The organism is Micromonospora sp. SL4-19 (assembly GCF_047921475.1).
Classification (GTDB): Bacteria; Actinomycetota; Actinomycetes; order Mycobacteriales; family Micromonosporaceae; genus Micromonospora.
Genome location: NZ_JBLROB010000004.1, coordinates 277,398 through 302,580, shown reverse-complemented (window position 1 = coordinate 302,580; position 25,183 = coordinate 277,398). Strand labels below are relative to the sequence as shown.

22 protein-coding genes, 1 tRNA gene and 1 pseudogene are annotated in these 25,183 nt (G+C 72.0%); 11 read left to right on the top strand and 13 right to left on the bottom strand.

Features of this window, described 5'->3' with window-relative positions:
• Positions 1 to 84: 84 nt before the first annotated feature.
• A complete protein-coding gene (thrC, locus tag ACNAVT_RS09190; protein ID WP_416294641.1) occupies positions 85 to 1,134 on the bottom strand; it encodes a threonine synthase in 1,050 nt (349 codons plus the stop codon).
• Between the two features lie 114 nt (positions 1,135 to 1,248).
• Positions 1,249 to 2,562, bottom strand: a complete 1,314-nt coding sequence (locus ACNAVT_RS09185) for a homoserine dehydrogenase (protein WP_416294727.1) — start codon at positions 2,560 to 2,562, stop codon at positions 1,249 to 1,251.
• A gap of 113 nt (positions 2,563 to 2,675) precedes the next feature.
• Here ACNAVT_RS09185 and ACNAVT_RS09180 point away from each other — a divergent pair, with 113 nt between their 5' ends.
• Positions 2,676 to 3,788, top strand: a complete 1,113-nt coding sequence (locus ACNAVT_RS09180; protein WP_416294639.1) for an RNA-guided endonuclease InsQ/TnpB family protein — start codon at positions 2,676 to 2,678, stop codon at positions 3,786 to 3,788.
• Between the two features lie 116 nt (positions 3,789 to 3,904).
• On the opposite strand, the gene lysA is transcribed toward ACNAVT_RS09180, so the two are convergent.
• On the bottom strand, positions 3,905 to 5,290 hold the full coding sequence (gene lysA, locus ACNAVT_RS09175; protein WP_416294637.1) for a diaminopimelate decarboxylase: 1,386 nt from the start codon (positions 5,288 to 5,290) through the stop codon (positions 3,905 to 3,907).
• Positions 5,291 to 5,296: 6 nt separating this feature from the next.
• Positions 5,297 to 6,964 (bottom strand): arginine--tRNA ligase, encoded by a 1,668-nt coding sequence (gene argS / locus ACNAVT_RS09170; RefSeq protein WP_416294635.1) that lies wholly within the window; start codon positions 6,962 to 6,964, stop codon positions 5,297 to 5,299.
• 99 nt (positions 6,965 to 7,063) lie between these two features.
• On the opposite strand from argS, the gene ACNAVT_RS09165 reads away from it, so the two are divergent.
• The 4 genes from ACNAVT_RS09165 (at position 7,064) to ACNAVT_RS09150 (ending at position 9,586) form a co-directional block, all read left to right on the top strand.
• Entirely contained in the window at positions 7,064 to 7,885 is an 822-nt protein-coding gene (locus ACNAVT_RS09165; RefSeq protein WP_416294633.1) for a DUF3105 domain-containing protein, read from the top strand.
• Between the two features lie 10 nt (positions 7,886 to 7,895).
• Positions 7,896 to 8,564, top strand: a complete 669-nt coding sequence (locus ACNAVT_RS09160; RefSeq protein ID WP_416294632.1) for a DUF305 domain-containing protein — start codon at positions 7,896 to 7,898, stop codon at positions 8,562 to 8,564.
• A gap of 183 nt (positions 8,565 to 8,747) precedes the next feature.
• Positions 8,748 to 9,443 carry a winged helix-turn-helix domain-containing protein gene (locus tag ACNAVT_RS09155; protein WP_416294725.1) on the top strand — a complete coding sequence of 232 codons (696 nt, stop codon included), beginning with the start codon at positions 8,748 to 8,750 and terminating at the stop codon, positions 9,441 to 9,443.
• A gap of 68 nt (positions 9,444 to 9,511) precedes the next feature.
• Positions 9,512 to 9,586: transfer RNA gene (locus tag ACNAVT_RS09150), tRNA-Arg, on the top strand.
• Positions 9,587 to 9,676: 90 nt separating this feature from the next.
• On the opposite strand, the gene ACNAVT_RS09145 is transcribed toward ACNAVT_RS09150, so the two are convergent.
• The 3 genes from ACNAVT_RS09145 to ligD all read right to left on the bottom strand — a co-directional run bounded on the left by ACNAVT_RS09145 (position 9,677) and on the right by ligD (position 12,504).
• Positions 9,677 to 10,873 carry a hypothetical protein gene (locus tag ACNAVT_RS09145; RefSeq protein WP_416294631.1) on the bottom strand — a complete coding sequence of 399 codons (1,197 nt, stop codon included), beginning with the start codon at positions 10,871 to 10,873 and terminating at the stop codon, positions 9,677 to 9,679.
• Entirely contained in the window at positions 10,870 to 11,391 is a 522-nt protein-coding gene (locus tag ACNAVT_RS09140) for a SigE family RNA polymerase sigma factor (protein WP_416294629.1), read from the bottom strand. The genes ACNAVT_RS09145 and ACNAVT_RS09140 overlap by 4 nt, the downstream gene beginning before the upstream one ends.
• Before the next feature lie 153 nt (positions 11,392 to 11,544).
• The gene (gene ligD, locus ACNAVT_RS09135) at positions 11,545 to 12,504 is read right to left on the bottom strand and encodes a non-homologous end-joining DNA ligase (protein ID WP_416294628.1); all 960 of its coding nucleotides are present in this window, start codon (positions 12,502 to 12,504) and stop codon (positions 11,545 to 11,547) included.
• A gap of 297 nt (positions 12,505 to 12,801) precedes the next feature.
• On the opposite strand from ligD, the gene ACNAVT_RS09130 reads away from it, so the two are divergent.
• Complete coding sequence (locus ACNAVT_RS09130) at positions 12,802 to 13,347, top strand: TetR/AcrR family transcriptional regulator (protein WP_416294626.1); 546 nt, start codon at positions 12,802 to 12,804, stop codon at positions 13,345 to 13,347.
• A gap of 34 nt (positions 13,348 to 13,381) precedes the next feature.
• Complete coding sequence (locus ACNAVT_RS09125; RefSeq protein ID WP_416294624.1) at positions 13,382 to 15,553, top strand: MMPL family transporter; 2,172 nt, start codon at positions 13,382 to 13,384, stop codon at positions 15,551 to 15,553.
• A gap of 59 nt (positions 15,554 to 15,612) precedes the next feature.
• On the opposite strand, the gene ACNAVT_RS09120 is transcribed toward ACNAVT_RS09125, so the two are convergent.
• Positions 15,613 to 16,869 carry an erythromycin esterase family protein gene (locus ACNAVT_RS09120; protein WP_416294622.1) on the bottom strand — a complete coding sequence of 419 codons (1,257 nt, stop codon included), beginning with the start codon at positions 16,867 to 16,869 and terminating at the stop codon, positions 15,613 to 15,615.
• 149 nt (positions 16,870 to 17,018) lie between these two features.
• Between ACNAVT_RS09120 and ACNAVT_RS09115 the strand changes: the two genes are divergently transcribed.
• A complete protein-coding gene (locus ACNAVT_RS09115) occupies positions 17,019 to 17,210 on the top strand; it encodes a DUF2795 domain-containing protein (RefSeq protein ID WP_416294620.1) in 192 nt (63 codons plus the stop codon).
• Here the strand turns inward: ACNAVT_RS09115 and erm are convergent.
• On the bottom strand, positions 17,194 to 18,030 hold the full coding sequence (gene erm, locus ACNAVT_RS09110; RefSeq protein WP_416294618.1) for an ErmE/ErmH/ErmO/ErmR family 23S rRNA (adenine(2058)-N(6))-methyltransferase: 837 nt from the start codon (positions 18,028 to 18,030) through the stop codon (positions 17,194 to 17,196). The genes ACNAVT_RS09115 and erm overlap by 17 nt on opposite strands.
• Positions 18,031 to 18,417: 387 nt before the next feature.
• Complete coding sequence (locus ACNAVT_RS09105; protein WP_416294616.1) at positions 18,418 to 19,317, bottom strand: Gfo/Idh/MocA family protein; 900 nt, start codon at positions 19,315 to 19,317, stop codon at positions 18,418 to 18,420.
• Positions 19,318 to 19,485: 168 nt separating this feature from the next.
• Here ACNAVT_RS09105 and ACNAVT_RS09100 point away from each other — a divergent pair, with 168 nt between their 5' ends.
• Both ACNAVT_RS09100 and ACNAVT_RS09095 read left to right on the top strand, forming a co-directional pair.
• On the top strand, positions 19,486 to 19,881 hold the full coding sequence (locus ACNAVT_RS09100; RefSeq protein ID WP_416294615.1) for a hypothetical protein: 396 nt from the start codon (positions 19,486 to 19,488) through the stop codon (positions 19,879 to 19,881).
• A pseudogene (locus tag ACNAVT_RS09095) lies at positions 19,874 to 20,348 on the top strand (hypothetical protein). Before ACNAVT_RS09100 ends, ACNAVT_RS09095 begins: the two are co-directional and overlap by 8 nt.
• Here the strand turns inward: ACNAVT_RS09095 and fabG are convergent.
• Together fabG and ACNAVT_RS09085 are read right to left on the bottom strand one after the other, a co-directional pair.
• On the bottom strand, positions 20,321 to 21,079 hold the full coding sequence (gene fabG / locus ACNAVT_RS09090; protein ID WP_416294613.1) for a 3-oxoacyl-ACP reductase FabG: 759 nt from the start codon (positions 21,077 to 21,079) through the stop codon (positions 20,321 to 20,323). The pseudogene ACNAVT_RS09095 and the gene fabG sit on opposite strands and share 28 nt — an antisense overlap.
• Before the next feature lie 70 nt (positions 21,080 to 21,149).
• The gene (locus ACNAVT_RS09085; protein WP_416294611.1) at positions 21,150 to 22,802 is read right to left on the bottom strand and encodes an alpha-amylase family protein; all 1,653 of its coding nucleotides are present in this window, start codon (positions 22,800 to 22,802) and stop codon (positions 21,150 to 21,152) included.
• A gap of 86 nt (positions 22,803 to 22,888) precedes the next feature.
• Between ACNAVT_RS09085 and ACNAVT_RS09080 the strand changes: the two genes are divergently transcribed.
• Positions 22,889 to 23,488 (top strand): DUF1349 domain-containing protein, encoded by a 600-nt coding sequence (locus ACNAVT_RS09080; protein WP_416294609.1) that lies wholly within the window; start codon positions 22,889 to 22,891, stop codon positions 23,486 to 23,488.
• An 81-nt stretch (positions 23,489 to 23,569) separates the two neighbouring features.
• Here the strand turns inward: ACNAVT_RS09080 and ACNAVT_RS09075 are convergent, their stop codons facing one another.
• Positions 23,570 to 25,132 (bottom strand): cellulose binding domain-containing protein, encoded by a 1,563-nt coding sequence (locus ACNAVT_RS09075; protein WP_416294607.1) that lies wholly within the window; start codon positions 25,130 to 25,132, stop codon positions 23,570 to 23,572.
• Between the last annotated feature and the right edge of the window lie 51 nt (positions 25,133 to 25,183).

Genomic DNA, 25,183 nt, shown 5'->3' with positions numbered 1-25,183 from the left:
CACAAAGTCTGCCGCACCCGATCACCGCACCACGCACCCACCCACCCCCGACGACGACCTCATGCGCACCCCTGCGGGTGGGGGTCAGGCGAGGTCGAGGGACCGGGCGGCGGCGAGGGCGTCGTTGGCGATCGTCACCGGTGCGGGGGCCGTCGAGATGGCCCACTCGGGGTCCTTGAGGCCGTGCCCGGTGACCGTGCAGACCACGGTCGACCCGGCCGGCACCCGCCCGGCGGCGGCCTGCTGCAACAGGCCGGCCACGCTCGCCGCGCTGCCCAGCTCGACGAAGACCCCGACCTCGCGGGCCAGCAGCCGGTACGCGGCCAGGATCTCCCGGTCGGTGACCGCCGAGATCAGGCCGCCCGACGCGTCCCGGGCGTCGATCGCCCTGGTCCAGCTCGCCGGGTTGCCGATCCGGATGGCCGTGGCGATGGTCGACGGCTCCGGCACCATCTGCCCGGTGACCAGGGGAGCCGCCCCGGCCGCCTGGAAGCCGTACATCTTCGGGGCCTTCGTGACCCGGCCCGCGCGCAGGTCCTCCGAGTAGCCCATCCAGTACGCCGAGACGTTGCCGGCGTTGCCGACCGGCAGGCAGTGGATGTCGGGGGCGTCGCCGAGCGCCTCGACGATCTCGAAGGCGGCGGTCTTCTGCCCGTGCAACCGGTTTACGTTCACCGAGTTGACCAGGGCGACCGGGTAGTCCTGGGCGAGCTTGCCGGCGAGCGCCAGGCAGTCGTCGAAGTTGCCCTGCACCTGGAGCAGCTTGGCGCCGTGCACCAGCGCCTGCGCCAGCTTGCCCAGCGCGATCTTGCCCTGCGGCACCAGCACCGCGCAGGTGATCCCGGCGCGGGCCGCGTACGCCGCGGCGGAGGCGCTGGTGTTGCCGGTGGAGGCGCAGATTATCGCCTTGTCACCGGCCTCGACGGCCTTGGAAACGGCGACGGTCATGCCCCGGTCCTTGAACGAGCCGGTCGGATTGGCCCCCTCGACCTTCAGCCAGACGTCGGCGCCGATCCGGGCGGAGAGCACCGGCGCCGGCAGCAGCGGGGTGTTCCCCTCGTGCAGGGTGACGACCGGGGTGGCGTCGGTGACCGGCAGCCGGTCCCGGTACGTCTCGATCAGACCCCGCCACATGTCGCCCTCCTCGCCTGCACCCGCCCCGGTCGCCCCGGGGCGCTACCAGCCTGGACCAGCCTCCCGGACCGGTCACCGGCACACCTGCCCTTAACCATCAGGCGGGACGGGAGCCTACGCCCCGCCCTCGACCCGCAGCACACTGGTGACGGAGCGGACGATCGCCAGCCCGCGCAGCTCCCGGACGGTGGCCGCGAGCGCGGCGTCCGGCGCCACGTGGGTGACGATGACCAGCTCGGCGTCCTCGCCCCGGCCGGCCGGGCCGCCACCCGCCGGGCCCTGCCGCACGGTGGCGATGGAGACCTCGTGCCGGGCGAAGACCCCGGCCACCGCCTCCAGCACACCGGGCCGGTCAGCCACGTCGAGGCTGATGTGGTAGCGGGTGAGCGCCTCCCCCATCGGCCGCACCGACAGGTCCGCGTACGCCGACTCGCTGGCGGCGTACACCCGGGCGAGGCGGTTGCGCGCCACCGCCACCACGTCGCCGAGGACCGCGCTGGCGGTCGGCGCGCCGCCCGCGCCCCGGCCGTAGAACATGAGCTGCCCGGCCGCCTCGGCCTCGACGAAGACCGCGTTGAACGCGTCACCGACGCTGGCCAGGGGGTGGGTCAACGGGATCATCGCCGGGTGCACCCGGACGTTGACCGTCTCCCCGCCCTGCGCGTCGACGCCCCGGGCGGCGATGCAGAGCAGCTTGATGGTGCATCCCATCGCCTTGGCGCTGGCCACATCGGCGGCGGTCACCTCGGTGATGCCCTCGCGGTGCACGTCGGCGGCGGTGACCCGGGTGTGGAACGCCAGCGAGGCGAGGATGGCGGCCTTGGCGGCGGCGTCGAAGCCCTCCACGTCGGCCGTCGGGTCGGCCTCGGCGTAGCCCAGCTCGGTGGCCTCCTCCAGGGCCTCGGCGAAGCCGGCCCCGGTGGCGTCCATGGCGGAGAGAATGAAGTTGGTGGTGCCGTTGACGATCCCGGTGACCCGGTTGATCCGGTCGCCGTGCAGCGACTCGCGCAGCGGGCGCAGCAGCGGGATGGCCCCGGCGACGCTCGCCTCGTAGTAGAGGTCGGCGCCGCCCTCGGTGGCGGCGTCGTGCAGCGTCGCGCCGTCCTCGGCGAGCAGCGCCTTGTTGGCGGTGACCACGCTCTTGCCCGCGCGCAGCGCCTCGGCCAGCCAGGTGCGGGCCGGCTCGATGCCGCCGACGACCTCCACCACGACGTCCACGTCGTCCCGCTTGATCAGCCCGAGCGGGTCGGTGGTGAACAGGGAGGGGTCCACGGGCAGCTCGCCGCGGTCCCGGCCGAGCCGGCGTACGGCGATCCCGGCGATCTCCAGTGGGGCGCCGATCCGGGCGGCGAGGTCGGCCGACTGCTCATGCAGCAGCCGCACCACCTCGCTGCCGACCGTGCCGCAGCCGAGCAGCGCCAAGCGCACAGGTGCCATCATCGGGATCGCGGCGTAGCAGCCCGGCAGGTCCGGGCCGGGAGGAAACGCCGCTCCCTCCCTTCGCTGATCGATCTATGTGGACGTGTGATAAGACGTGAGGCATGAATGGGGCGGTGAAGCGTGCCTTCAAGTACCGCTGCTATCCGTCTCCCGAGCAGGCCGATCAACTCAACCGCACGTTCGGCTGTGTGCGGAAGGTCTATAACCTGGCCCTCGACGCCCGCACCCGGGCCTGGACCGTGGAGCGGCAGCGCATCACGTACGGGCAGTCCTCGGCGTGGCTGACCGAGTGGAAGCGCACGCAGGAGCTGGCGTTTCTCAACGAAGTGTCGTCGGTGCCGCTTCAACAAGCCCTGCGACACCTCCAGGCGGCATTCGTCGCGTTCTGGGACAAACGCTCCAACTACCCCCGCTTCAAGTCGAAGCGAAGGTCGAGGGCATCGGCGGAATACACCCGGTCGGCGTTCCGCTGGCGCGACGGGCAGCTCACCCTGGCCAAGATGGAAGCGCCGCTGCACATCGCATGGTCCCGTCCCCTGCCCGAGGGCGCGCAACCGTCGACCGTCACGGTGTCCCGGGACGCCGCCGGACGGTGGTTCGTTTCCCTGCTGGTCGAAGACCCGACCGTAAAGGCGCTGCCGTCGGTCGATACGGCCGTGGGAGCGGACGTGGGGATCACCAGCCTGGTCACCCTCTCCACCGGAGAAAAGATCACCAACCCGCGGCACGAACGCGCCGACCGCCGCAAGCTCGCCCACGCCCAGCGGGAGCTGTCCCGCAAGGCCAAGGATTCCCGCAACCGAGCCAAGGCCCGACTGAAGGTGGCCCGAATCCACGCGCGGATCGCCGACCGCCGACGCGATCTGCTGCACAAGCTGAGCACCCGACTCGTCCGCGAGAACCAAACGGTCGTGATCGAAGACCTCAGTGTCCGTACGATGCTGCGTAATCGCCGTCTGGCTCGCGCCATCTCCGACGCGGCCTGGTCCCAGTTGCGCAGCATGATCGAGTACAAAGCGATCTGGTACGGCCGCACCGTGATCGTCATCGACCGCTGGTATCCGTCGAGCAAGACATGCTCGACGTGCGGTCGGATCAACGCCGCGCTGACCCTTGACGTCCGCGCGTGGTCGTGCCCCGGCTGCGGCTCGGTTCACGATCGGGACGTCAACGCCGCGCGCAACATCCTCGCCGCCGGGCTGGCGGAGAGGTGAAACGCCTGCGGAGCTGACGTAAGACCTCACGGGATCCTTCCACGGGCAGTCGGCGATGAAACAGGAAAGCCCACCGGTGACGGTGGGACTCTCCTCCCTCCGGAGAGGGGAGGATGTCAACCGACATCCAATGCGAGCAGGTCCTCTTCGGTCTCCCGGCGGACGATCAGCCGGGCCCTGCCGTCACGGACGGCGACGACCGGCGGCCGGGGGACATGGTTGTAGTTGCTGGCCATGCTCCGGCAGTAGGCTCCGGTGCCAGGCACCGCGACAAGATCTCCGGGCTGCACGTCGGCGGGCAGGAATTCATCCTTCACCACGATGTCCCCGGACTCACAATGCTTTCCCACCACGCGGGCGAGCAGGGGCTCCGCCGTCGAGGCCCGGTTGGCCACCGTGGCCGAGTACGACGCGTCGTAGAGCGCGGTGCGGATGTTGTCGCTCATCCCGCCGTCGACACTCACATACGTCCGCAGGCCATCGACGTCCTTGACCGTGCCGACCTCGTAGAGGGTGAACACGGCCGGCCCGACGATGGCCCGTCCCGGCTCGATGGACAGGTGCGGCACGGTCAGCTTCTCGGCCGCGCACTCCCCGTCGACGATCTTGCGGAGCCGCTTGGCCAGCTCCTGCGGTGTGGCCGGGTCGTCCTGGGTGGTGTAGGCGATGCCGAAGCCGCCGCCCAGGTCCAGCTCGGGCAGCTCCACCCCGCGGGCGTCGCGGATCTGCGCCTGCAGGCTCAGCACTCGACGGGCGGAGACCTCGAAGCCGCTGGCGTCGAAGATCTGCGAGCCGATGTGCGAGTGCAGCCCGCGCAGCTCCAGCACGCCCTCGTCGATGATCTTGAAGGCCGCCGCCGCGGCGGCCCCGCCGGCGAGCGAGAAGCCGAACTTCTGGTCCTCGTGCGCGGTGGCGATGAACTCGTGGGTGTGCGCCTCCACGCCGACGGTGACCCGGACCAGCACCCGGGGGCGCACCCCGCGCTCCCGGGCGAGCGCGGTCAGCCGGTCGATCTCGGCGAACGAGTCGACGATGATCCGCCCCACCCCGGCGTCCACCGCCCGGGTCAGCTCGGCCACCGACTTGTTGTTGCCGTGGAAGCCGATCCGCTCCGCGGGCATCCCGGCCGACAGCGCGGTGGCCAGCTCGCCGCCGGTGCAGACGTCGAGGAACATCCCCTCCTCGGCGATCATGCGGACCACCGCGCGGCAGAGGAACGCCTTGCCGGCGTAGTAGACGTCGGCGTCCGGGAAGGCGGCCCGGAACTCCCGGCAGCGCGACCGCAGGTCGTCCTCGTCCAGCACGTACACCGCGGTGCCGAACTCGGTGGCGAGGTCGCGGATGTCCAGGCCGGCGACCTCCAGCGCGCCGCTCGCGGCGCGCGCCACGTGGCGCGGCCACAGCGCCGGCACCAGGGCGTTGACGTCGATCGGGGTACGTAGCCAGGCCGGCCCCCGGTGGCCGATCTCGCCGTGCAGGGCACCGGCCTCGTGCGCGCGCATGGCTGGTTACATCCTCTCCGGCGCGGAGACGCCGAGCAGGCGCAGGCCGTTGGCGATGACCACCCGGGTCGCGTCGTTGAGCCAGAGCCGGGCCCGGTGGGTGTCGGTGATCTCCTCGTCGCCCCGCGGGTTGACCTGGCAGTTGTCGTAGAACCGGTGGAACGCCTGCGCGACGCGCTCCTCGAGGTAACGGGCGATCCGGTGCGGCTCGCGCAGCTCGGCGGCGGTGGCCACCACGGCGGGGAACTCGGCGAGCGCCTTGAGTAGCTCGTTCTCCTTCTCGTGGCCGAGCAGCTCCGGGTGGAACGCCTCGGCGTCGCCCCGGGTCAGCCCGACCTCGGCCGCGTTGCGGGCCACGCCGGCGGTGCGCGCGGCGACGTACTGCACGTAGTAGACCGGGTTGTCCCGGGTGGCCCGGGTCCACAGCTCCACGTCGATGTCGATCGGCGAGTCGCTGGAGTAGCGCGCCAGCGCGTAGCGGGAAGCGTCCACGCCGATCGCGTCGACCAGGTCCTCCAGGGTGACCACGGTGCCGGCCCGCTTGCTCATCCGGACCGGCTGACCGTCGCGGACCAGGTTGACCAGCTGGCCGATGAGGATCTCCAGGTTGTGGTCCGGGTCGTCGCCGAAGCAGGCGGCCATCGCCTTCATCCGGCCGATGTAGCCGTGGTGGTCGGCGCCCAGCATGATCACCACGCGCTCGAAACCGCGCTCGCGCTTGTCGAGGTAGTAGGCGCAGTCGGCGGCGAAGTAGGTCCACTCGCCGTTGGACTTGCGCAGCACCCGGTCCTTGTCGTCGCCGAAGTCGGTGGTGCGCAGCCAGGTCGCGCCGTCGGCCTCGTAGAGGTGCCCCTGCTCCCGTAGCCGGACCAGCGCCTTGTCCAGCTCGCCCCGGTCGTGCAGGTCCTTCTCGTTGAAGTAGGTGTCGAACTCGACGCCGAAGTCGCGCAGCGACGACTTGATCTCGTCGAACATGAGCTGGACGCCCTCGACCCGGAACACCTCCTGGGCGGCGGCGTCGTCCAGCTCCCGCACGTCCGGCCGGCGCGTGCCCACCTCGGTCGCGATCTCCGCGATGTACGCGCCGCCGTAGCCGTCCTCGGGGGCCGGCTCGCCGCGGGCCGCGGCGAGCAGCGAGCGGGCGAACCGGTCGATCTGCGAGCCGGCGTCGTTGAAGTAGTACTCGGTGCCGACCTCGGCGCCGGTGGCGCGGAGCAGCCGGCTGAGCGCGTCGCCGACGGCCGCCCAGCGGACCCCGCCGATGTGCACCGGGCCGGTCGGGTTCGCCGAGACGAACTCCAGGTTGATCTTCTGACCGGCGAGGGTGTCGCTGCGGCCGTACTCCGGGCCGGCCTCGACGATGACCTTGGCGAGCTGGCCGGCGGCGGCCGCGTCGAGCCGGATGTTCAGGAAGCCCGGACCGGCGATCTCCACCGACTTGATCCCCGGCGCCCGCTCGAGCTGCTCGGCCAGGGCGGCGGCCAGCTCCCGCGGAGGTACGCCCACCTTCTTGCTGAGCTGCAGCGCCAGCGTCGAGGCGTAGTCGCCGTGCTCGGGGTTACGGGGTCGCTCGACGGTGGTCTGCGCGGGCAGCGCGGAGCGATCCAGGCCCCGGCCGTCGAAGACGGCGTGGGCTGCGGAGAGGACGACCTCGGCGAGTTCTGCGGGAGTCACTGAACCATGTTATCGGGGGTAGACTCGGGCACCGCGGCGGCGACCCGACATGTGAACCGGCACCGCGACTCCCCTGACCGACCGACCTGACGAGGCACGATGAGCATCAGCACCCCGGGCGGCCCGGAGCGCCGTCCGACCGTGGTCAGCACCGGTAAGAAGCCGGCGGCCGGCCGGCCCGCCGCCACCGACAAGCCCGCCGGCGGCAAGGCCGGGGCCGGCAAGGGCACCCCGCGGCCGACGAGCGGCGGCAAGGGTCGCAAGCCGGTGGCCCCGGTGAAGGTCAGCCAGGGTCGGTCCTGGGGTCCGATCGCGCTCTTCGTCGCGGTCGGTGTGCTCGCCGCCGGCATCATCGGCTACGGCGCCTTCGCCGCCTACCGGGGTTCCCAGCCGTGGCAGGAGCGGGCCGACGCCATCAAGGGCGTGGTCGACTACCGCAAGAAGGACAAGGAACTGGTCACCGGCGGCCAGCACCAGGCCGGTTCGATCAAGTACGACATCCTCCCGCCGGTGGCCGGCCCGCACAACCCGTCCTGGCAGAACTGCATGGGCGACGTCTACGACGCCCCGATCGCCAACGAGCACGCGGTGCACAGCCTGGAGCACGGCACGGTCTGGATCACCTACCGCCCGGACCTGGGGGCCGACCAGGTGTCGAAGCTCAAGGCCAAGGTCGAGGGCAAGGAGAAGATGATGCTCAGCCCGTTCGAGGGGCTGGACAAGCCGATCTCGCTGCAGGCCTGGGGCTTCCAGCTCAAGGTCGACAACGCCGACGACGGCCGGATCGACGACTTCATCAAGACACTGCGGGTGAACGCCTCCGTCGAGGGCCCGAACGCCAACTGCGGCCAGGGCATCACCGCCACCGGCACCACGCCGCGGGACGGGGGCAACCAGATGCCCGAGCAGCCGACCCAGTGAGGACGCCGCGATGACCGCTGCCGTGACGACGGACACCGAGCTCGACGAAGCCCCGACCACCGGTGACGGTGGCCGGGGGGCCGCCCGCCGCTTCGGTGTCCTGGCCCTCGCGGCCGCCATCGTGGTCGGTCTCCTGCTCGGCTACGCGGGTGGCCTGCTGACCCCGACGCTCACCCGTCCGGGTGAGAACTCCGCCGAGGCCGGCTTCGCCCGGGACATGACCACCCACCACGCCCAGGCGGTGGCGATGGGGCTGATGGCCTTCCAGCAGGGCCAGGACCCGGAGGTACGCCAGATCGGCGGCGACATCGCCACCGGCCAGCAGGGCGAGATCGGCACCATGCAGACCTGGCTGAGGTCGTGGCACCTGGACCCGACCGGCGACCAGCCGGCGATGGCCTGGATGCCGGACGGCGCCGGCCTGGTCAAGAACGGTCTGATGCCGGGCATGGCCACGCCGGACGAGATGGCGAAGCTGCGCTCCACGCAGGGGCGCGAGTTCGACGTGCTCTTCCTCCAGCTGATGATCAAGCACCACCTCGGCGGGATCCACATGATCCAGGGGGTCCTCGACGAGGGGCACGACGACGACGTGCGCGCGGTCGCGCAGGTCATGAAGAACACCCAGCAGACCGATCTGACCAACCTCCAGGCCGCGCTCAAGCGCCTGGGTGGTTGAACAGGTAGCTCCCTGCTCCGAAGGGCCCGCGTCTCGCGTGACGCGGGCCCTTCCGCGTACGGACCCACTCCTGCCCGTTATGCCGGCTTATAACGTTTTGGGTAATCCAACCCATTACGCGGCTTGGAGACTTTTCTCCCCACATATCGTGACCAGTTGCGATTCGGGCTCGTTGCGCAGGACGTGGGGGTTGCACTCAGAGACGCAGGGCGGTCGGTGACCAGCTGGTGCCGACGCCACACCATCGGCGGTGACGGGGCGGTGGCAGCCGTCCGTCGCGTACAGCGGCCGGGCGAGTCGGGAACGCTCAGCCGCGAACAGGAACTCGAACTGATCGACGCGCTGCGGGGCGTCCACCCGGACGAGTTCGGCCTGGACGAGGAGCTCTGGACGCGACAGAGCCTGACCACCCTCATCCAGCAGCGGTTCGACCTGGCGATGGACGCCGGCACGGTCGGGGCGTACCTGCGGGCCTGGGGGTTGGGTCCGCGCGAGCCCCGGGAACGGGCCTGCGGGCTCTGCGTGGGTGCGGTCGAGCGCTGGGTACGCAACGAGTACCCGTCGATCACGCGGGCTGCCCAGGAGCACGCCGCGGAGGTCTACTGGATCGGCCGGGTACGCCTGCGCGGCACCATGCCGGCCGCGGACGTGATCTCCGCGGTCTCCTCGCGGGGCCGGGTGCGCTTCATGATCACCACACCGTCGGTCGACCCGCCGCTCCCCCGCGACTTCGTACTGCGGCTCAGCGGCGCCGAGGAGCGGACGGCGCACCTGATCATCGACGGCTCGTGGCCCCGCAACGAGTGGCCACGGCGGCTGCCGCGCCGCATCGTCCTGCACCCGCTGCCCAGCTGCGGCCGTCCCATGGCCGCCGCCTGAGCCTGGGGGCGCGGGGTGGCCGATTGGGCGATCCGGAGGCGGGTTTGCTACTCTTCTCGGGTCGCTGAGCCCCCGTAGCTCAGGGGATAGAGCACCGCCCTCCGGAGGCGGGGGCGCAGGTTCGAATCCTGCCGGGGGCACCACCGATGAGCAACACGAAAGGCCGCTGACCAGGGAAACCCCGTCAGCGGCCTTTGTCGTGCTCGGCCGTCAGCGACCGTCGCCGGATCGGATCAGCACTGCCACACGCGCGGCCCGAGATTCGTGCTGCCACGGTCGGTCAGCGCCTGCCCGACGACCAGCCCGGTGTCGGACACGTCCCACGCCCGGCCGAACTGCGGCTTGGTTGCAGCAAGCTCAGCGGCGGCACCGCCAGGCCGCAGCACGGCGCCACTGGCCACAGTCCAGCCGGAGGCGTTGACAGCCTCTCCCGGTCCGTAAGTTCCCGCGGTGATCGCGCCAGGGCCCCTCTTCCCCAGGGCGGTCACCTCGCCGGTCCGGAGATTCCACAATGCCGTGGCCTCGGACGGCCACAGGCCACCGGTCACCCAGTCGCCCTGTGCCGCGTAGGCTGCGCCGGTCTGTCCGGCCGGCACCTCCAGCTTCTGGCCGTTACCCTGCTGGTCCCAGACGTACGCGTCGGTGGCGACGCCATCCTTGTACATCGCACCGACGATCTTGCCGTCGTCCGTGATGTCGAAGGCGTTCGCCCCGGCGGGCAGCCGCAGCCTGACCGCGGTCGGCGAGTGCGCCTTCCAGAGCAGGACGATGCTGCCCTCGCCGCCCACGTTCCCGCGCGGCTCCACGTTGATGACGACGTCACCGGCGGCGTTGATCGCCGGGGTCGGGTAGGGGTGCCAGTTTCCCGGCGGTGTGTTCAGCCTGGTGTACGCGCCATTCGCGTAGCGGAACACGTACTCGTGCTTCGGGTCGTCGGTGGCGATTCCGACCGCGGTCCCGCTGGCGTTGACCGCCGTCACCTGGACGGACTGGCCCTTCACCGGCAATGCCTGTGGCCGCCCGTCGGTCCACATGACCGGCCGGAAGTTCTGCCCGACCGTGTTGTTTCCGACGATGTACCTGCCGGTCGGATCCACCGCGTCGGCCGTGACGTCCTTCATCCCGGGCGGCACGGGCAGTTCGGTCATCCGGCACGGCTCGGCCGGGTCAGCCGACGCGGTCGCCTCCTCCACCGGGCCCGTGGTCGGGCTGGCACCCGCCTGCACCGTCGGCTGCGCCCCCGCCCTGGCCAGGATCGCCGGCACCGCCAGCAGCACGGCGGTGGCCAGCGCCACGCCGCCGGTCGCCTGTATCGACCGGCGGCGAAGGGCGCGCCGGCGTCCGGCGCGGACCACCACGTCCATCTCGATGCGGCTGGGCGGCACGTGGACCGCTTCCAGTCGGTCCCGCAGTTCCTGTTCCTCGTTCATGAATCCTTCACTCCTTGTGCGGCCATGACCGGATGCCGTACGTCAAGTGCCTTCCGCAGGGTGGCGAGCGCCCGCGATGACTGGCTCTTGACGTTGCCCGTGGAACATCCGAGGACTTCCGCGGTCGCCTCGATCGACAGGTCACCAAAAAAGCGCAGCACCACAACGGCCCGCTGGCCCTTGGGCAGCGAACGCAATGCCGCCATCAGCGCCTCTCGCTCCTCGACGGCGTGGTCGGCGGGTACGGACAGTTCCGGGACCCGGTCGCCGAGCAGGACCTTCGACCACCTGCGCCGCCGTTCGTCGAGGTAGCGCCGCACCATGATCCGGTGCACGTACCCGTCGAGATTGTCCGCGCCGACGGCCCGCTTCCAATTCACGTAGAGCGCCGTGAGCGTCGTCTGGACGATGTCATCCGCCTGGTGTGCATCGGCGCAGAGCAAGTACGCCGTGCGATGCAGGCGGGGCAACCGCGCCGTTACGTACTCGACGTACTCCCGTTCGAGGTCCGGCCGCATCCCACTCCCCTCTTCGGCCCATGTGGACGTTGAGCTCTGCTCGACTACTTGTCCGCACCGGGCCAGGGAAAGGTTGCATCGCGACCCCGGGCCTGAATGGTGTCAGGCGGGCAGTCGCAACGTTGGGGGAGAGAGCTGTCCGCTCCCGACCGGTCAGCCGGCCTCGCGGCGGGCCTTCGCGCGGCGCTTGCCCTCGTGCATCGCCTGCACCCGGGCCACCGGGATCGTCCGCCCCTCGGCGACCAGGTCGGCCGGGAGCCGCTGCGGGGCAGGCAGCGCCGCCGCCCACGGATCATGCTCGGCGACCAGCGCCGGCACTGTCCGCACGGTGAAGTCGGCGGGCGCCACCGCCGCCAGGTCGGCCCAGCCGACCGGGTACGACACCGGCGCTCCGGGGCGCACCCGGGGGCTGTACGCCGCCACCACCGTCGCCCCGTACGCCCGGGTCGAGTCGACGAAGACCCGGCCGCCCCGGTCCTCGACGATGAAGGCGGTGGTGGCCAGCGCCGGGTCGAGCCGCTCGGCGCGAGCGGCGAGGGCCCGGGTCGCCGCGGCCGCCTCCTCGGCGGTGGTGGCCGGCTCCACCGGCACGATCACGTGCACGCCCTTGGCGCCGCTGGTCTTCACCGCCCCGGCGAGCCCGGCGTCGGCGAGCGCCTCGCGGACCAGCAGCGCGGCCCGGACGGCCATGCCGAACGAGTCCCCCGGCGGCGGGTCCAGGTCGAGCACCACGTGGGTGGGGTGCTCCGGACGGCCCGCGAGGCCCAACGTCGGGTGGTATTCCACCGCCCGCTGGTTGGCGAACCAGAGCAGGGTCCGCCGGTCGTCGCAGAGGGCGTACGAGATCCGCCGGCGCGACGCCTCCGCCCAGACCGAGGTACGGCGCACCCAGTCCGGGGTGTACTTCGGCAGGTTCTTCTGCATGAACGGGTCCTGCCCGGGCCGCACCCGGACCACCGACAGCGGCCGGTCCCGCAGCTCCGGCAGGATCCACTCGTGGACCGCGTCGAGGTAGTCGACCAGGTCGCGCTTGGTCGCTCCGGCCCCGTCGAACAGCGGCTGGTCCAGGTTGGTCAGCGACACCCCGTCCCGGGTCTCGTCAGCGGCGCCCATCCGCTCACCTTCCCGGCCCGGGGACGTGCCGGCAACCCCGACACGGCGACCGGGCGGGTCAGACGCAGAAGGTGTCGTGCCGCAGGAAGAACTCCGCGACCTGGCGGAGGCTACAAACTTGATGTCGTGAACGAGTCAGCAGGGTTCACCCGATCCATCTACGACATCAAGTTCGTAGCGTCTGGAGAGGTGCACAGCGCCGGACATCAGTACGGGCCGGCCGCTGTGGCGAAGACCACGCAATCCGTCTGACCGATCGGTCAGGAGCTGACCGATCGGTCAGGCATGCTGGATGGCATGGCACGGTCGGTACCGGAGACCCACGACGAGATCCTCGCCGCGGCGGCACGCCACTTCGCCGTCACCGGCTACAAGGGCACCTCGCTCCAGGACATCGCCCGGGAGGTGGGCTGCTCCAAGGCCACCGTGCTCTACCATTTCGCCAACAAGGAAGCCCTGCTCAGCGAGCTGATGGCACCGGCCATCGAGGTCCTGGAGGCGCTCGACGCGCGGATCGCCGGGCACATCGGCGCGGACGCCCAGCGAGTCGCCGCCGAGGGCTTCGTCGACCTCGCGGTGCGCTTCCGCCGGGAGATCGCGCTACTCCGCGGCGAGTTCCCCGACCTGCTCCAGCAGCCCGCCTTCGCGCACATCCAGCAGATCTCCGAACGGCTCATCGCGGCGTTCGCCGGCCACTCCGACCGCCCGTCCGCGCGGATCGCCGCGCTGGTGGTGCTCGCCGGGATCGCGGAGACCTGCGCCGAGTTCATCGACATCCCTGACGAGGAGCTGCGGCCCGCGCTGCTGGCCGTCGTCCGGCGGGCCCTCGAACCCGCCGCCTGATCCCCGTTCCGACCCGAAGGACAAAGGAAGCTCCATGGCGACCCTGCTGTACCGGCTCGGCCGGGCATCGTTTCGCCGGCGGCGGCTCGTCGCCGTCGTCTGGCTCGTCGTACTCGTCGGCCTCGGCGCCGCCGCGCTCACCCTGAAGGGCCCGACGGCGAGCAACTTCACCATGCCGGGCACCGAGTCGCAGCGCGCCATCGACCTGCTCGCCGAGCGGTTCCCGGCGGCCAGCGGGGCCACCGGCACGATCGCCGTCAAGGCACCTCAGGCCGGCCAGCTCGGCACCCCGCAGGGGCAGGCCGTGGTCAATCAGGTCACCCAGGAGGCGGCCACGCTACCTGGCGTGGTCGGCGCGGTCGACCCGTACCAGGTGCAGGCGCTGACCCCGGACGGCCGGTACGCGCTGATCCAGGTGCAGTTCGCCGGGCGCGCGGACGAGGTGACCGACGCGCAGCGCACCGCGTACGAGAAGGTGGGCGCGCAGGCCGAGGCGCAGGGTTGGCAGATCTCCCCCGGCGGCGAGGTGCTCAACGCCGAACCGGAGGTCGGCTCGACCGAGGCGCTGGGCGTGCTGGTCGCCGCGATCGTCCTGGTCGTCACCTTCGGTTCCCTGGTCGCGGCCGGGATGACCATGCTGAACGCGCTGATCGGTGTCGGCGTCGGCATGGCCGGCCTGTACGCACTCAGCGGCGCGGTCGAGCTGACCGGCACCGCGCCGATCCTGGCCCTGATGCTCGGCCTCGCGGTCGGCATCGACTATTCGCTCTTCATCACCTCCCGGCACCGCCAGAACCTGCTCGACGGACTCTCCCCCGAGGAGGCCGTGGGCCGGGCGGTCGGCACCGCCGGCTCCGCCGTGGTCTTCGCCGGTGCCACCGTGGTCATCGCACTCGCCGGCCTGGCGGTGGTGAACATTCCGTTCCTCACCGTGATGGGTCTGGCCGCCGCCGGCACGGTGACCGTGGCCGTCCTGGTGGCGATCACCCTGGCCCCGGCGCTGCTCGGCTTCGCCGGCCGGAAGGCGCTCCCCCGCCGGCTGCGCCGCCGGGAGCAGGTCGCCGCCGGCGCGCCGACCCGCTCGGGCTTCGGGTTCCGCTGGGCGCACTGGGTGACGAAGCTGCGCATCCCGGTCATCCTGGTCGGCCTGGTCGGGCTCGGCCTGCTCGCGGTCCCCGCCCAGGACATGCGCCTGGCCCTGCCGGACGCCGCCACCGCAGCCGAGGGCAGCCCCGCGCGGGTCAACAACGACCTGGTCCGGGAGGGCTTCGGCGCCGGCTTCACCGGCCGGCTCGCGGTGGTCGTCACCACCGACTCGCCGCAGGCCACCCAGGCCGCCGTACCGCAGGTAACCGCGCTGATCCAGAAGACCGACGGGGTGCTCGCCGTGGCCCCGCCGCAGCTCGACCCGTCCGGCCGGACCGCGCTGCTCGGGGTCATCCCGAAGACCGGCCCGACCGACGCGGCCACCGAGACGCTGGTGCACGACATCCGCAACCACGTCGGCGGCATCCGCAACGCCGAGGTGCTGCTGACCGGCGCGACCGCGATCGGCATCGACGTGTCGGAGAAGCTCTCCGCCGCGCTCCCGGTCTACCTGCTGCTGGTCGTCGGCCTGTCGGTGCTGCTGCTGATGCTGGTGTTCCGCTCGGTCCTGGTGCCGGTGAAGGCGGCGCTGGGCTTCCTGCTCACCGTGGCGGCCACCTTCGGCATCACGGTCGCGGTGTTCCAGCAGGGCCATCTGGCCGACCTGTTGGGGCTGGACACCCCGGGCCCGCTGGTCAGCTTCCTGCCGATCCTGCTCATCGGCATCCTGTTCGGCCTGGCCATGGACTACGAGGTCTTCCTGGTCTCCCGGATGCGGGAGGACTTCGTGCACGGCGACACCGCCCGGCAGGCCACCATCAACGGCATGGGACACGGCGCCCGGGTGGTCACCGCCGCCGCGCTGATCATGATCTCGGTGTTCGGCGGGTTCGTCTTCCTCGACGACCCGGTGATCAAGTCGATGGGCTTCGCGCTCGCGATCGGTGTCGCCATCGACGCCTTCGTGGTCCGGATGGCCATCGTCCCGGCGGTGATGTCCCTGTTGAACACCGCCGCCTGGTGGATTCCCCGCTGGCTGGACCGGATCCTGCCCAACGTGGACGTCGAGGGGGAAACCCTCCGCGCCCACCTCGCCGAGCGCGAACCCGCGAACGCCTGACGGCAGGCCCCTGTTGACGCGCAGGCCGCGGAGCAGGGGGCCCCGGTCGAAACCGGCCCTCAGACGCCGGCCGGGTAGGTCTCCATCTCGCCCGGGGTGGTCGACGACGGCAGCGGGTGCAGGGCGGTCGCCTCGTCGCACCAGATGAACGCGTCGTAGCGCTCGCACAGTCGGGTGGGCACGTAGTTGCCCCAGGACTCGAAGCTCGGGTCGTAGACCACCCCGATGGCCCGGTGGTCGGCCGGTCCGGTGACCCACTCCGGCTGGTCCGGGCCCCCGAAGACCAGCACCGCCCGCTCCGGCATCAGCTCGTGCAGCCGCCGCTCCACCGAGCCCTCCCGGGCTGGCGGCACCACCATGACCTCGGCGGGCGAGCCCCAGCGCGGCGCGGCGATCACGGTGCCCCGGTAGCTGCCGCAGCCGACCAGCGCCACCGCGTCCGGGCCGTGCCGCTCCCGGGCCAGTTGGCCGATGTTGACCATCCCGTCCGCCGCCATGTCGGTGGCCCGGGCGTCGCCGACGTGGGTGTTGTGCGCCCAGACGATGCCCCGGGCCTCCGGGCCGTACCGGTCGAGCAGCCGGTCCAGGGTGTCGGCCATGTGGATGTCCCGGACGTTCCACGACTCCGGGCCGCCGCCGACCATCGCCCGGTAGTAGCGCTCCGCGCCCGCCACCACCTCCGCGTTCTGCCAGGCCGAAAAGCGGCCCGGGCCGTCCGCGGCGGCCTGTTCCCGGGTACGCGACAGCAGCCGGACGACCTCCTCCTCGCACCGGGCCGAGACGAACCGGCTGGCCATCCCGTACTCCTCGACCCGTTTGCCGTACGGCTCGAAACAGCGGTACGCCTCCTGCGCCGCCTCCAGCGAGGCCGGATCCTCCTCGCCCAGGTAGTCGAAGATGGCCTGCATCGACTCCCACAGGCTGTAGACGTCCAGCCCGTGGAAGCCGGCCCGCTCCTGCTCGGGGCGTTCCAGGTTCCAGGCCCGCAGCCAGTGGCAGAAGCGGGCCACCTCGGCGTTGGCCCACATCCAGGTGGGCCAGCGTTCGAAGCGCTCCAGCGCGATCTGCGGATCGGCCAACCCACCCGGGGCGTCCACCACCGAGCGGTGCACCCGGTCGCAGTCCGGCCAGTCCCCCTCCACCGCGACGAAGTCGAAGCCCTGCTCGGCGATGAGCCGCCGGGTGAGTTGCTCGCGTAGCCGGTAGTAGTCGTGGTTGCCGTGCGTCGCCTCGCCGATCATCACGATGCGGGCGTCCCGGACGCGCTCCAGCAACGGGTCGAAGTCGCTCGGCGCGCCGAGCCGCTGTACCAGCATGCCCGCGGCTACCCCCGGACCCGCCCGGGCAAACCGGGCCGCCCCGGCCCGCCGCCCGGGGTCCGCGGTCGAGGTGGACGCCCCGGTCCGAGAGGCGGCCCGGGCGAGCCTGCGGGCATGGCGGCGGGCGGAGCGGGTAGCCGTCCGGCATGAGCGTCACCGGGGTGCAGTTGCAGGAGTTCCTGGCCGGGCTCGACTACCCGGTCTCGCGCGAGGATCTGATCCGGTGGTGCCAGGAGAACGGCGGCAGCACGGAGATGTTGCAACTGCTCAAGGCGCTCCCGGTGGAGGAGTTCGACTCCCCCACCGAGCTCGCTGCGGCGCTCAACACGATGGCCTGAGCCGTGGGGGCCGTTCCGCCGGGGCGGCGGCGTGCAACAACCGGAACAGCACCAGCCACTGCTCGGGCCAGACCAGCCCGACCGGGGTGTCCGGATCGAGCCGGGCGGCCCGCAGCGCACCCTCGACCCGCCGGCGCGGGTGGGCGGCGCGCAGCGAGGCCGCGAGCGAACCGCCGACACCGCCGAAGCCGAGCTCCACCATCCTCCGGTACGCGGGCAGGGCCGCCGGGGGCAGCAGCGGCACCGGCCGGCGTTCGATGCGGAGGATGCCGCCGTCCACGGCGGGCACCGGGCGGAACGCGGCGCGCGGCACCCGACCGGCCAGCCGCCAGTGGTGCTCGGGCCAGGTGAGCACGGTGAGGCGGCTCCACCGGCCGTGATCGCCGGTGCGCTTGCGGGCGTACGCGAGCTGGGTGAGCAGGGTCGCGGACCGCAGCCCCGGCGCGGCCAGGCACCAGCGGACCACGGCGGCGGTCAGTGACCACGGGATGTTGCCGACCACCGCGAACGGCTCGTCTGGCGGGGTGGCGGCGAGGAAGTCGGCCTGCCGGACCCGGACGTGCGGCAGGGCCGCGCAGACCGCGGCCAGCTCCGGGAGGACGGCCGGATCGACCTCGTACGCGATCAACCGGCCGCAGTGGGCGGCCAGCGGCCGGGTCAGCCGGCCTTCCCCGGCGCCCACCTCCAGCAGCAGATCGTCCGGGCCGGGCCGGGCCACCCGGACCATCCGCGCGACGGCGGCCGGGTCGGCGAGGAAGTTCTGGGACAGTACGCGACGAGACCGGTCGCGGGCGGTGGTGCGGGGTCGGCGGGGCGCCACAAGATCGTCCTGTCTGTCGCCGGACGGCGACGGTACGGACAGGCAGCGCGGAGCGGGCCTGTCCGAGCGGATCGGGACTCGGACGACCCTGGAAGTCGGCGGGGACGCGCCAGCCGCCGGACCCGCGTCGGGGCGGGCGGCGGCGGCGAACCGGGCGCCAGGCAGCGGCCGGCCCGGTCACGGGCCGACGGTGCGACGGTCAGGTCAGGCGCGGTGGACGTCCCGGCCGGCCAGGGCCGGACGCCGGACTCGCGGACGGGCGACCAGGAGGAGGCCCCACGCGGCCGGCGTGACGGCCACGTCGATCAGGGCGTGCGTGAACATGCCGGCGAGGCTAGCGGCAGGCCGCCCGCCTCGCGATGGAATTACCGGCCGGCCCGCGGCAGGTCAGAGTTCGATGGTGCGGCCCTCGGCGCGGGCGGCCTCGGCGGCGTCGAGCACCGCCACCACCTCCCGGCCGAACCGGACGTCGCAGCGGTGGTCCCGGGTGCCCGCCTCGACCTCCTCCAGCAGTTGGTCGATCGCCGTGCCGAACGCCTGGAGCGCGCTGCCGTCGCCGGGCGGGACGGACTCGGTGCCGTTCTCGCCGAAGAAGACGAAGTCCCGGGTGACCGCCTCGGCCGGCGCGTCCAGGGTGAGCGAGAGCGTGCTGGTGGCGCCGCCGTCGTGGGTGAGCAGCAGGTGCACCAGCCCGCTCGGGCCGTCCATCGCGGCGACCCGGGTGACCCGGCCGAGCACCGGCAGGATCAGCGACAGCGCGTGCGGGCCGATGTCCCAGAGCGCGCCCCGGTCCCGCCGCCACTGCGAGTTCCCGTACGGGTTCCCCGGCTCGTAGATGGAGGCGAACATGGTCGCCCGGGCGTGCTGCCAGCCCCCGGCCGCCGCGGACGCGGCGAGGAAGCCGGTGACGTTCGGGTGGAAGCGCTGGGTGAAGAAGACCACCGAGGCCACGCCGGACGCCTGCGCGGCGGCGACCACCCGATCGGCCTCGGCGAGGCTCAGCGCGAGCGGCTTGTCCAGCAGCAGGTGCCGCCCGGCGGTGGCGGCCCGGACGGCGATCTCGGCCTGCACGTCCGGCGGCAGCGCGACGGCGATCGCGTCGCAGGCGCCGAGCAGTGCGTCCACGTCGTCGAAGGCCGGTACGCCGTGCCGCGTGGCCAGCGCGCCGACCTTCTCCGGGTCCCGGCCCCAGACCCCGGCCAGCTCGGCCTGCGGGTGGGCGTCGATGGCCGCGGCGTGCGTCTCCGCCGCCCAGTGGCCGGTGCCGAACAAGCCGAACCGCAGCACGAGTCCCCCTGCCGTCGTCGTCCGCCACGGCGACACCCGTGGCCTGATCCACGCTAGTCGTCCGGCTCGTCCCGTGCGCCCCGACGCGGCGGGCGAGCCGGGCGACGGTGGCTACTACGACGCTTAGTAGGCTGTGCCGGTGAACGGGACTGCTTCGGGACGGCGTCGATGACCAGCGCCGCGGCAACCGGCTCGCCGGTGGACGGGATCCTCGCGACGGCCTCGATCGTGCTGTCGCTCGTACTCGCGGTCTGGGCCCTGGTGGCGGCGCTGCGCCACCGCGCGCCGGACCGGCTCCAGTTCGTCGGCCTGGCCGTACTGGAGGTGGCGCTGCTCGCGCTCACCGTGCTGGCCCTGCTCGCGCTCGGGGGCGGCGAGCGGCCGGGCGAGCCGGGTGCCTTCTTCGGCTACCTGGTGACGCTGGTCTGCCTTCCGCCGCTGGCCTGGGTGCTGGCGCGGATGGAGCCGACCCGCTGGGGTTCGGCGATCGTCTGCGCGGTCTGCCTGGTCACCCCGGTCGTGGTGGTCCGGTTGCAGCAGACCTGGGAGGTCGTCGGTGGCTGAGTCGCGGACGACGAATCGGGGGCCGGGTCGGCTGCTGATCGCGGTCTACATCCTCTTCGCCATCGCCGCGACCTCGCGGGCGGGCCTGCAGATCGCCACCAAGTTCGACGAGGCGCCGGTGGCGTACCTGCTCTCCGCCGTGGCCGCGCTGATCTACATCGTGGCGGCGGTCGGGTTGGCCCGCGCCGGGCACGCCGGCCGACAGGTCGCCCTGGCCTGCTGTTCGGTGGAACTGGTCGGGGTGGTCGCGGTCGGCATCCTCAGCCTGGTCGACAAGGCGCTCTTCCCCCACGCGACGGTCTGGTCCGGGTTCGGCAGCGGCTACGGCTACATCCCGCTGGTGCTGCCGATGCTTGGCCTGTTCTGGCTCTGGCGCACCCGCCGCGACCCCACCTGACCCGCGCCGCCCGCCACCACACCGCGGCGCGGGGCGGCGCGGTCAGTCCTTGGGGCCGCCGGCGACGTAGATGACCTGGCCGGAGACGAAGGACGCGCCCTCGCTGACCAGGAACGAGATGGTGTGCGCGACGTCCTCCGGACGGCCGGTGCGGCGGACCGGGATCTCCGCAGCGGCGTGTTGCTGGAGCGCCTCGAAGTCGACCTTCATCCGGGCGGCGGTGGCCGCGGTCATGTCGGTGACGATGAAGCCCGGCGCGACCGCGTTGACGGTCACCCCGAACTGGCCCAGCTCGATGGCAAGGGTCTTGGTGAAGCCCTGGAGCCCGGCCTTGGCGGCGGCGTAGTTCGCCTGCCCCCGGTTGCCCAGCGCGGAGGTGCTGGAGAGGTTGACGATGCGGCCCCACCTGCGCTCGACCATGTGCTTCTGGGCGGCCTGGCTGAACAGGAACGCGCCGCGCAGATGCACGCCCATCACCGTGTCCCAGTCGGCGTCGGTCATCTTGAACAGGAGGTTGTCCCGGAGCACGCCGGCGTTGTTGACCAGCACGGTCGGCGCGCCCAGCTCGGCGGAGACCCGCTCGACGGCGGCTTCCACCTGGGCCCGGTCGGAGACGTCGGCGCCGACCCCGAGCGCCCGGCCGCCGGCGGCGGCGACGGCGTCCACGGTCTCCTTGGTCGCCGCCTCCTCGATGTCGACCACGGCGACGGCCATGCCGTCGGCGGCCAGCCGGCGGGCGGTGGCCGCGCCGATGCCGCGCGCGGCTCCGGTCACGATGGCGACGCGGGGCTCCTCCGACATGATTACCTCCCGGTAACTTGGGCTCGATCGAAGGAGCTTAACCCAGGGGTACGCCTGGCCGATCCCGCCGTCACAGCTCCCTGTCGCGGCGGATCCGGATCCACCGGTAGCCGTAGCCGGCGAGCTTGAGGCTGTCCAGCTTGCCGACCTCCTCGTAGTTGCGGTCGGTGAGCACGTCGATCGGCAGGTCCGCCTCGGTGGCGAGCAGGCTCAGGTCGACCTCGACGTCCTCGGTGCCGAGGTTGTGCAGGAAGACCATCGTCCCGGTCGGCCCGTCGGCCCGGTGCGCGAGCACCCCCGGCGGCATCGCCACGTCGATGTGGCTGGTGGTGCCCGAGCCGATCTCCGGGGCCTCCCGGAGGGTACGGATCATCCGCTCGAACCAACCCAGCAACGATCGCGGGTCCCTGCGCTGGGCCGTCACGTTCACCTTCTGGTAGCCGTACTCACCCTTGTCGACCACCGGGCGGACCAGCTTCTCCGGATCCGCAGTGGAGAAACCGCCGTTCTCCTTGTACGACCACTGCATCGGGGTACGGATCGCCTCCCGGCCGGGCAGCGACAGGTCCTCGCCCATGCCGATCTCCTCGCCGTAGCGCAGCACCGGCGTACCGCGCAGCGAGAACTGGAGCGCGTACGCCAACTCGATGCGCCGACGGTCGTTGCCGAGCATCGAGGCGAGGCGGCGGCGGATGCCCCGGCCGTAGAGGCGCATGTCCTCGTCGGGGCCGAACTGCTCGTACACCTGGTTGCGCTGCTCGGCGGTGAGCCGGGACAGGTCGATCTCGTCGTGGTTGCGCAGGAAGGTCGCCCACTGCCCGCCCACGGGCAGCGCCGGGGTGTCCCGCAGCGCCTCGATCACCGGCTCCGGGTCCCGCCGGGCCAGGGCGAGCATCAGCCGCCCGTTGAGCATGAAGTCGAAGAGCATGTGGATCCGGTTGGCCGAACCCCCGCTGTCGCCGAAGTACGTCGGGAGCATGTCGGGCTCGACGTTCGCCTCGGCGAGCAGGACGGCGTCGCCGCGCCGCCACTGCACGTACTGGCGCAGCTCGGTGAGGAAGTCCATGTCCTTCGGCGAGTCCGGGTTGCCGGGCTCGGTCAGCTCGATGATGAACGGGACGGCGTCCATCCGGAACCCGGAGACACCGAGCTGGAGCCAGAACGACACGATCTTCTTGATCTCCGCGCGGACCTCCGGGTTGGCGACGTTGAGGTCCGGCTGGAAGTTGTAGAAGCGGTGGTAGAACCACGCCTTGGCGGTCCGGTCGTAGCTCCAGGTCTCCGTCTGCTCGCCCGGGAAGACCATGCCCTGATGGCGGTCGGGCGGCTCCTTGTCCGACCAGACGTACCAGTCCCGGTACGGCGAGTCGGGCGAGGAGCGGGCGGCCTGGAACCAGGGGTGCTCGTCCGAGGTGTGGTTGACCACCAGGTCGATGATCACGCGGATGCCCAGGTTCTGCGCCTGGTGCAGCAGCTCGGCGAAGTCGCCGAGCGTTCCCAGACGCGGGTCCACGTTGTAGAAGTCGGTGACGTCGTAGCCGCCGTCCCGCCGGGGGGACGGGTGGATCGGATGCAGCCAGAGGCAGGTCACGCCGAGCCGGGCCAGGTAGTCCAGGCGCCCGATGAGGCCCCGGATGTCGCCCACCCCGTCGTCGTTGGAGTCTGCAAACGTGTCGATGTCGAGGCAGTAGACGACCGCCTCCTGGTACCACCTGTCGCCCATGCCCGGATTACTTCTCCGCCGCGCCGATCCGGCAAACCCGCGGTCGGCCCCTCCTGGGCGGGCCAACCGGCCGGTACGGTGCCGGCATGAGCGCCGACAACCAACCGGTCGACTGGTCCGCCGGCACCTGGCTGAACCCGCCCGAGCGCGCCGAGGAGTCCGGCGAGGGCCTGCTGGTCGAGCCGCGCGCGGGCAGCGACTTCTGGCGACGGACCAGCTACGGCTTCGTCCACGATGACGGGTCGGCACTGCTGGCGCCGTTCCCGGTGGACAGTGCGATGGAGGTCAGCTTCCACCTCGACTACGCCGCGCAGTTCGACCAGGCCGGGTTGCTGGTCCGGGTGGACGAACGGCGGTGGACCAAGGCGGGAGTGGAGGTCAGCGACGGTCAGCCGCAGGTCGGAGCGGTGGTCACCGACGAGGTGTCGGACTGGTCCGTCGCGCCGGTGTCGGAGTGGTCGGGGCGGGAGGTGACGGTCCGGGTCAGCCGGGCCGGGGACGCGGTGACCGTACGGGCCAGGGTGGCACGGGAGCCGTGGCGGCTGGTCCGGCTGGCCCCGCTGGACCCGGCGGCCGAGGCGTCGGCCGGGCCGTACTGCTGCTCGCCCAGCCGGGGTGGCCTGGTGGTCCGGTTCACCGGCTGGCGGCGAGGGCCGGCGGACGCCGCGCTGCACCCGGAGGACTGAGGCGGGCCGCCGGACGATCCACCGTCGCCGCACGGCGCGACCGGCAGTCGATGACCGCCGGTCGCTGACCCGCGCTTCCGCTCAGTACCGTGCGGTGACCGAGGTGAACTCCCAGGTGTTCTGGGCGATGCCGGAGCAGTTGGAGACCACGCCGCCGCCCGGGCAGGGCCGGTCCCGGTTGACCGACCAGAAGGTGAACCGGGCCAGCCCCCGGGCCTTGGCCCAGTCCCGGATCTGTGTCCAGGTGGCCGGCGAGGTCAGCTCCTGCTGGTCGGAGAGGCCGTTCATGCCGGAGATTCCCATGCGGGCGTACGCGGTGGCGTCGGACCAGCCGAACGCGGTCTTCAGCACGTTCTTCAGCCCCTCGGCCGCGTTCACCGTGTTCTGGTACATGTTCGCGCCGCCGCCGAAGTCGAACGGCATGATGGTGAAGACGTCGATGTTGGCGCCGAGCGCGGCGGCCTGGTTGATCAGCCGGGTGCCCCACCAGGACGGGCCGGTGGTCGAAGTGCCGATGGTGACGATCGTCTTGATCCCCGGGTTGTTCTGCTTGACGATCTTCAGGGCGCCGAGGATCCGGTCCTGCACCACCTCGTTCTCGAACTCGTCGGTGTTCTCGATGTCGATGTCGATGGCCTTCAGCGCGTACGCGTTGATGACCTGCTGGTACGCGCCGGCCAGGGCGCTGGCCGACGAGCAGTTCGGGCCGAGCTTGTTGCCGCTCCATCCGCCGAAGGACGGGATCACGTCGCCGCCGGCCGCCCGGATCGCGGCGATGGTGTTGGCGTGGGCGCCGCCGGTGAGCGGACCGCTGCCGTCCCAGGCCGGCTTGCAGCCGCCGCCGGAGAGCATGAACGCGATGGTGAACCACTTGATCCCGGTCGCGTTCATCACCGTGGCCGGCGCGGGCGGGTCGCCCCAGCCCGGGTAGAGGTAGGGCGCCGCGGCCATCGCGCCGCCACCGCCGGTGCACCCGGTGGTGGTGGCCGACACGGCCGCCGACTTCGCCGACTCCCCGCTGGCGTTGTACGCGGTCACCGTGTAGCTGTGCGCCGAGCAGGCGGCGAGGCCGGAGACGGTGGCCGAGGTGCCGGTGACGGTGGCCTTCACGCTGGTCCCCTCGTACACCCGGTAGCCGGTGACCGTGCCGGAGACGGCGTTCCAGGCCAGGGCGACCGACGTGTTGGTGGTGCCGGTGACCCGCAGGCCGCCCGGGCTGCCCGGCGCCCCCGGGTTGCCGCCGCCACCGCCGGTGCACGGACCGCCGTTGACGGTGCAGTTCGTCGGGTCGCCGTTGCCGTTGACGTTGAAGCCGAAGGTGGTGCTGGCGCCCGGGGCGAGGGTGCCGTTCCAGGACTGGTTGACCGCGGTGACGTGCTGGCCGGAGCTGGTCAGCAGGGCGTCCCAGTACACGCCGAGGGTGCTGCCGGCGGGCAGGTCGAACTGGACGTTCCACGAGGAGATGGTCGCCGAACTGTCGTTCTTGACGGTGAACTTGGCCTCGTACCCGCTGCCCCAGCTGGTGACGCGGACGAAGGCGGCGGTGGCGGCGGAGGCGGGGGGCGCGGCCACGACGGTGGCCGCCACCAGGGCGGCGGCGAGCGCGGCGGCGAACGTCGCCACGCGGGTGGGGTGGAGTCTCACGGCGTCCTCCTGGGACCTTGTGGTGGGGTGCCGGCCTGGCCGGGCCGACAC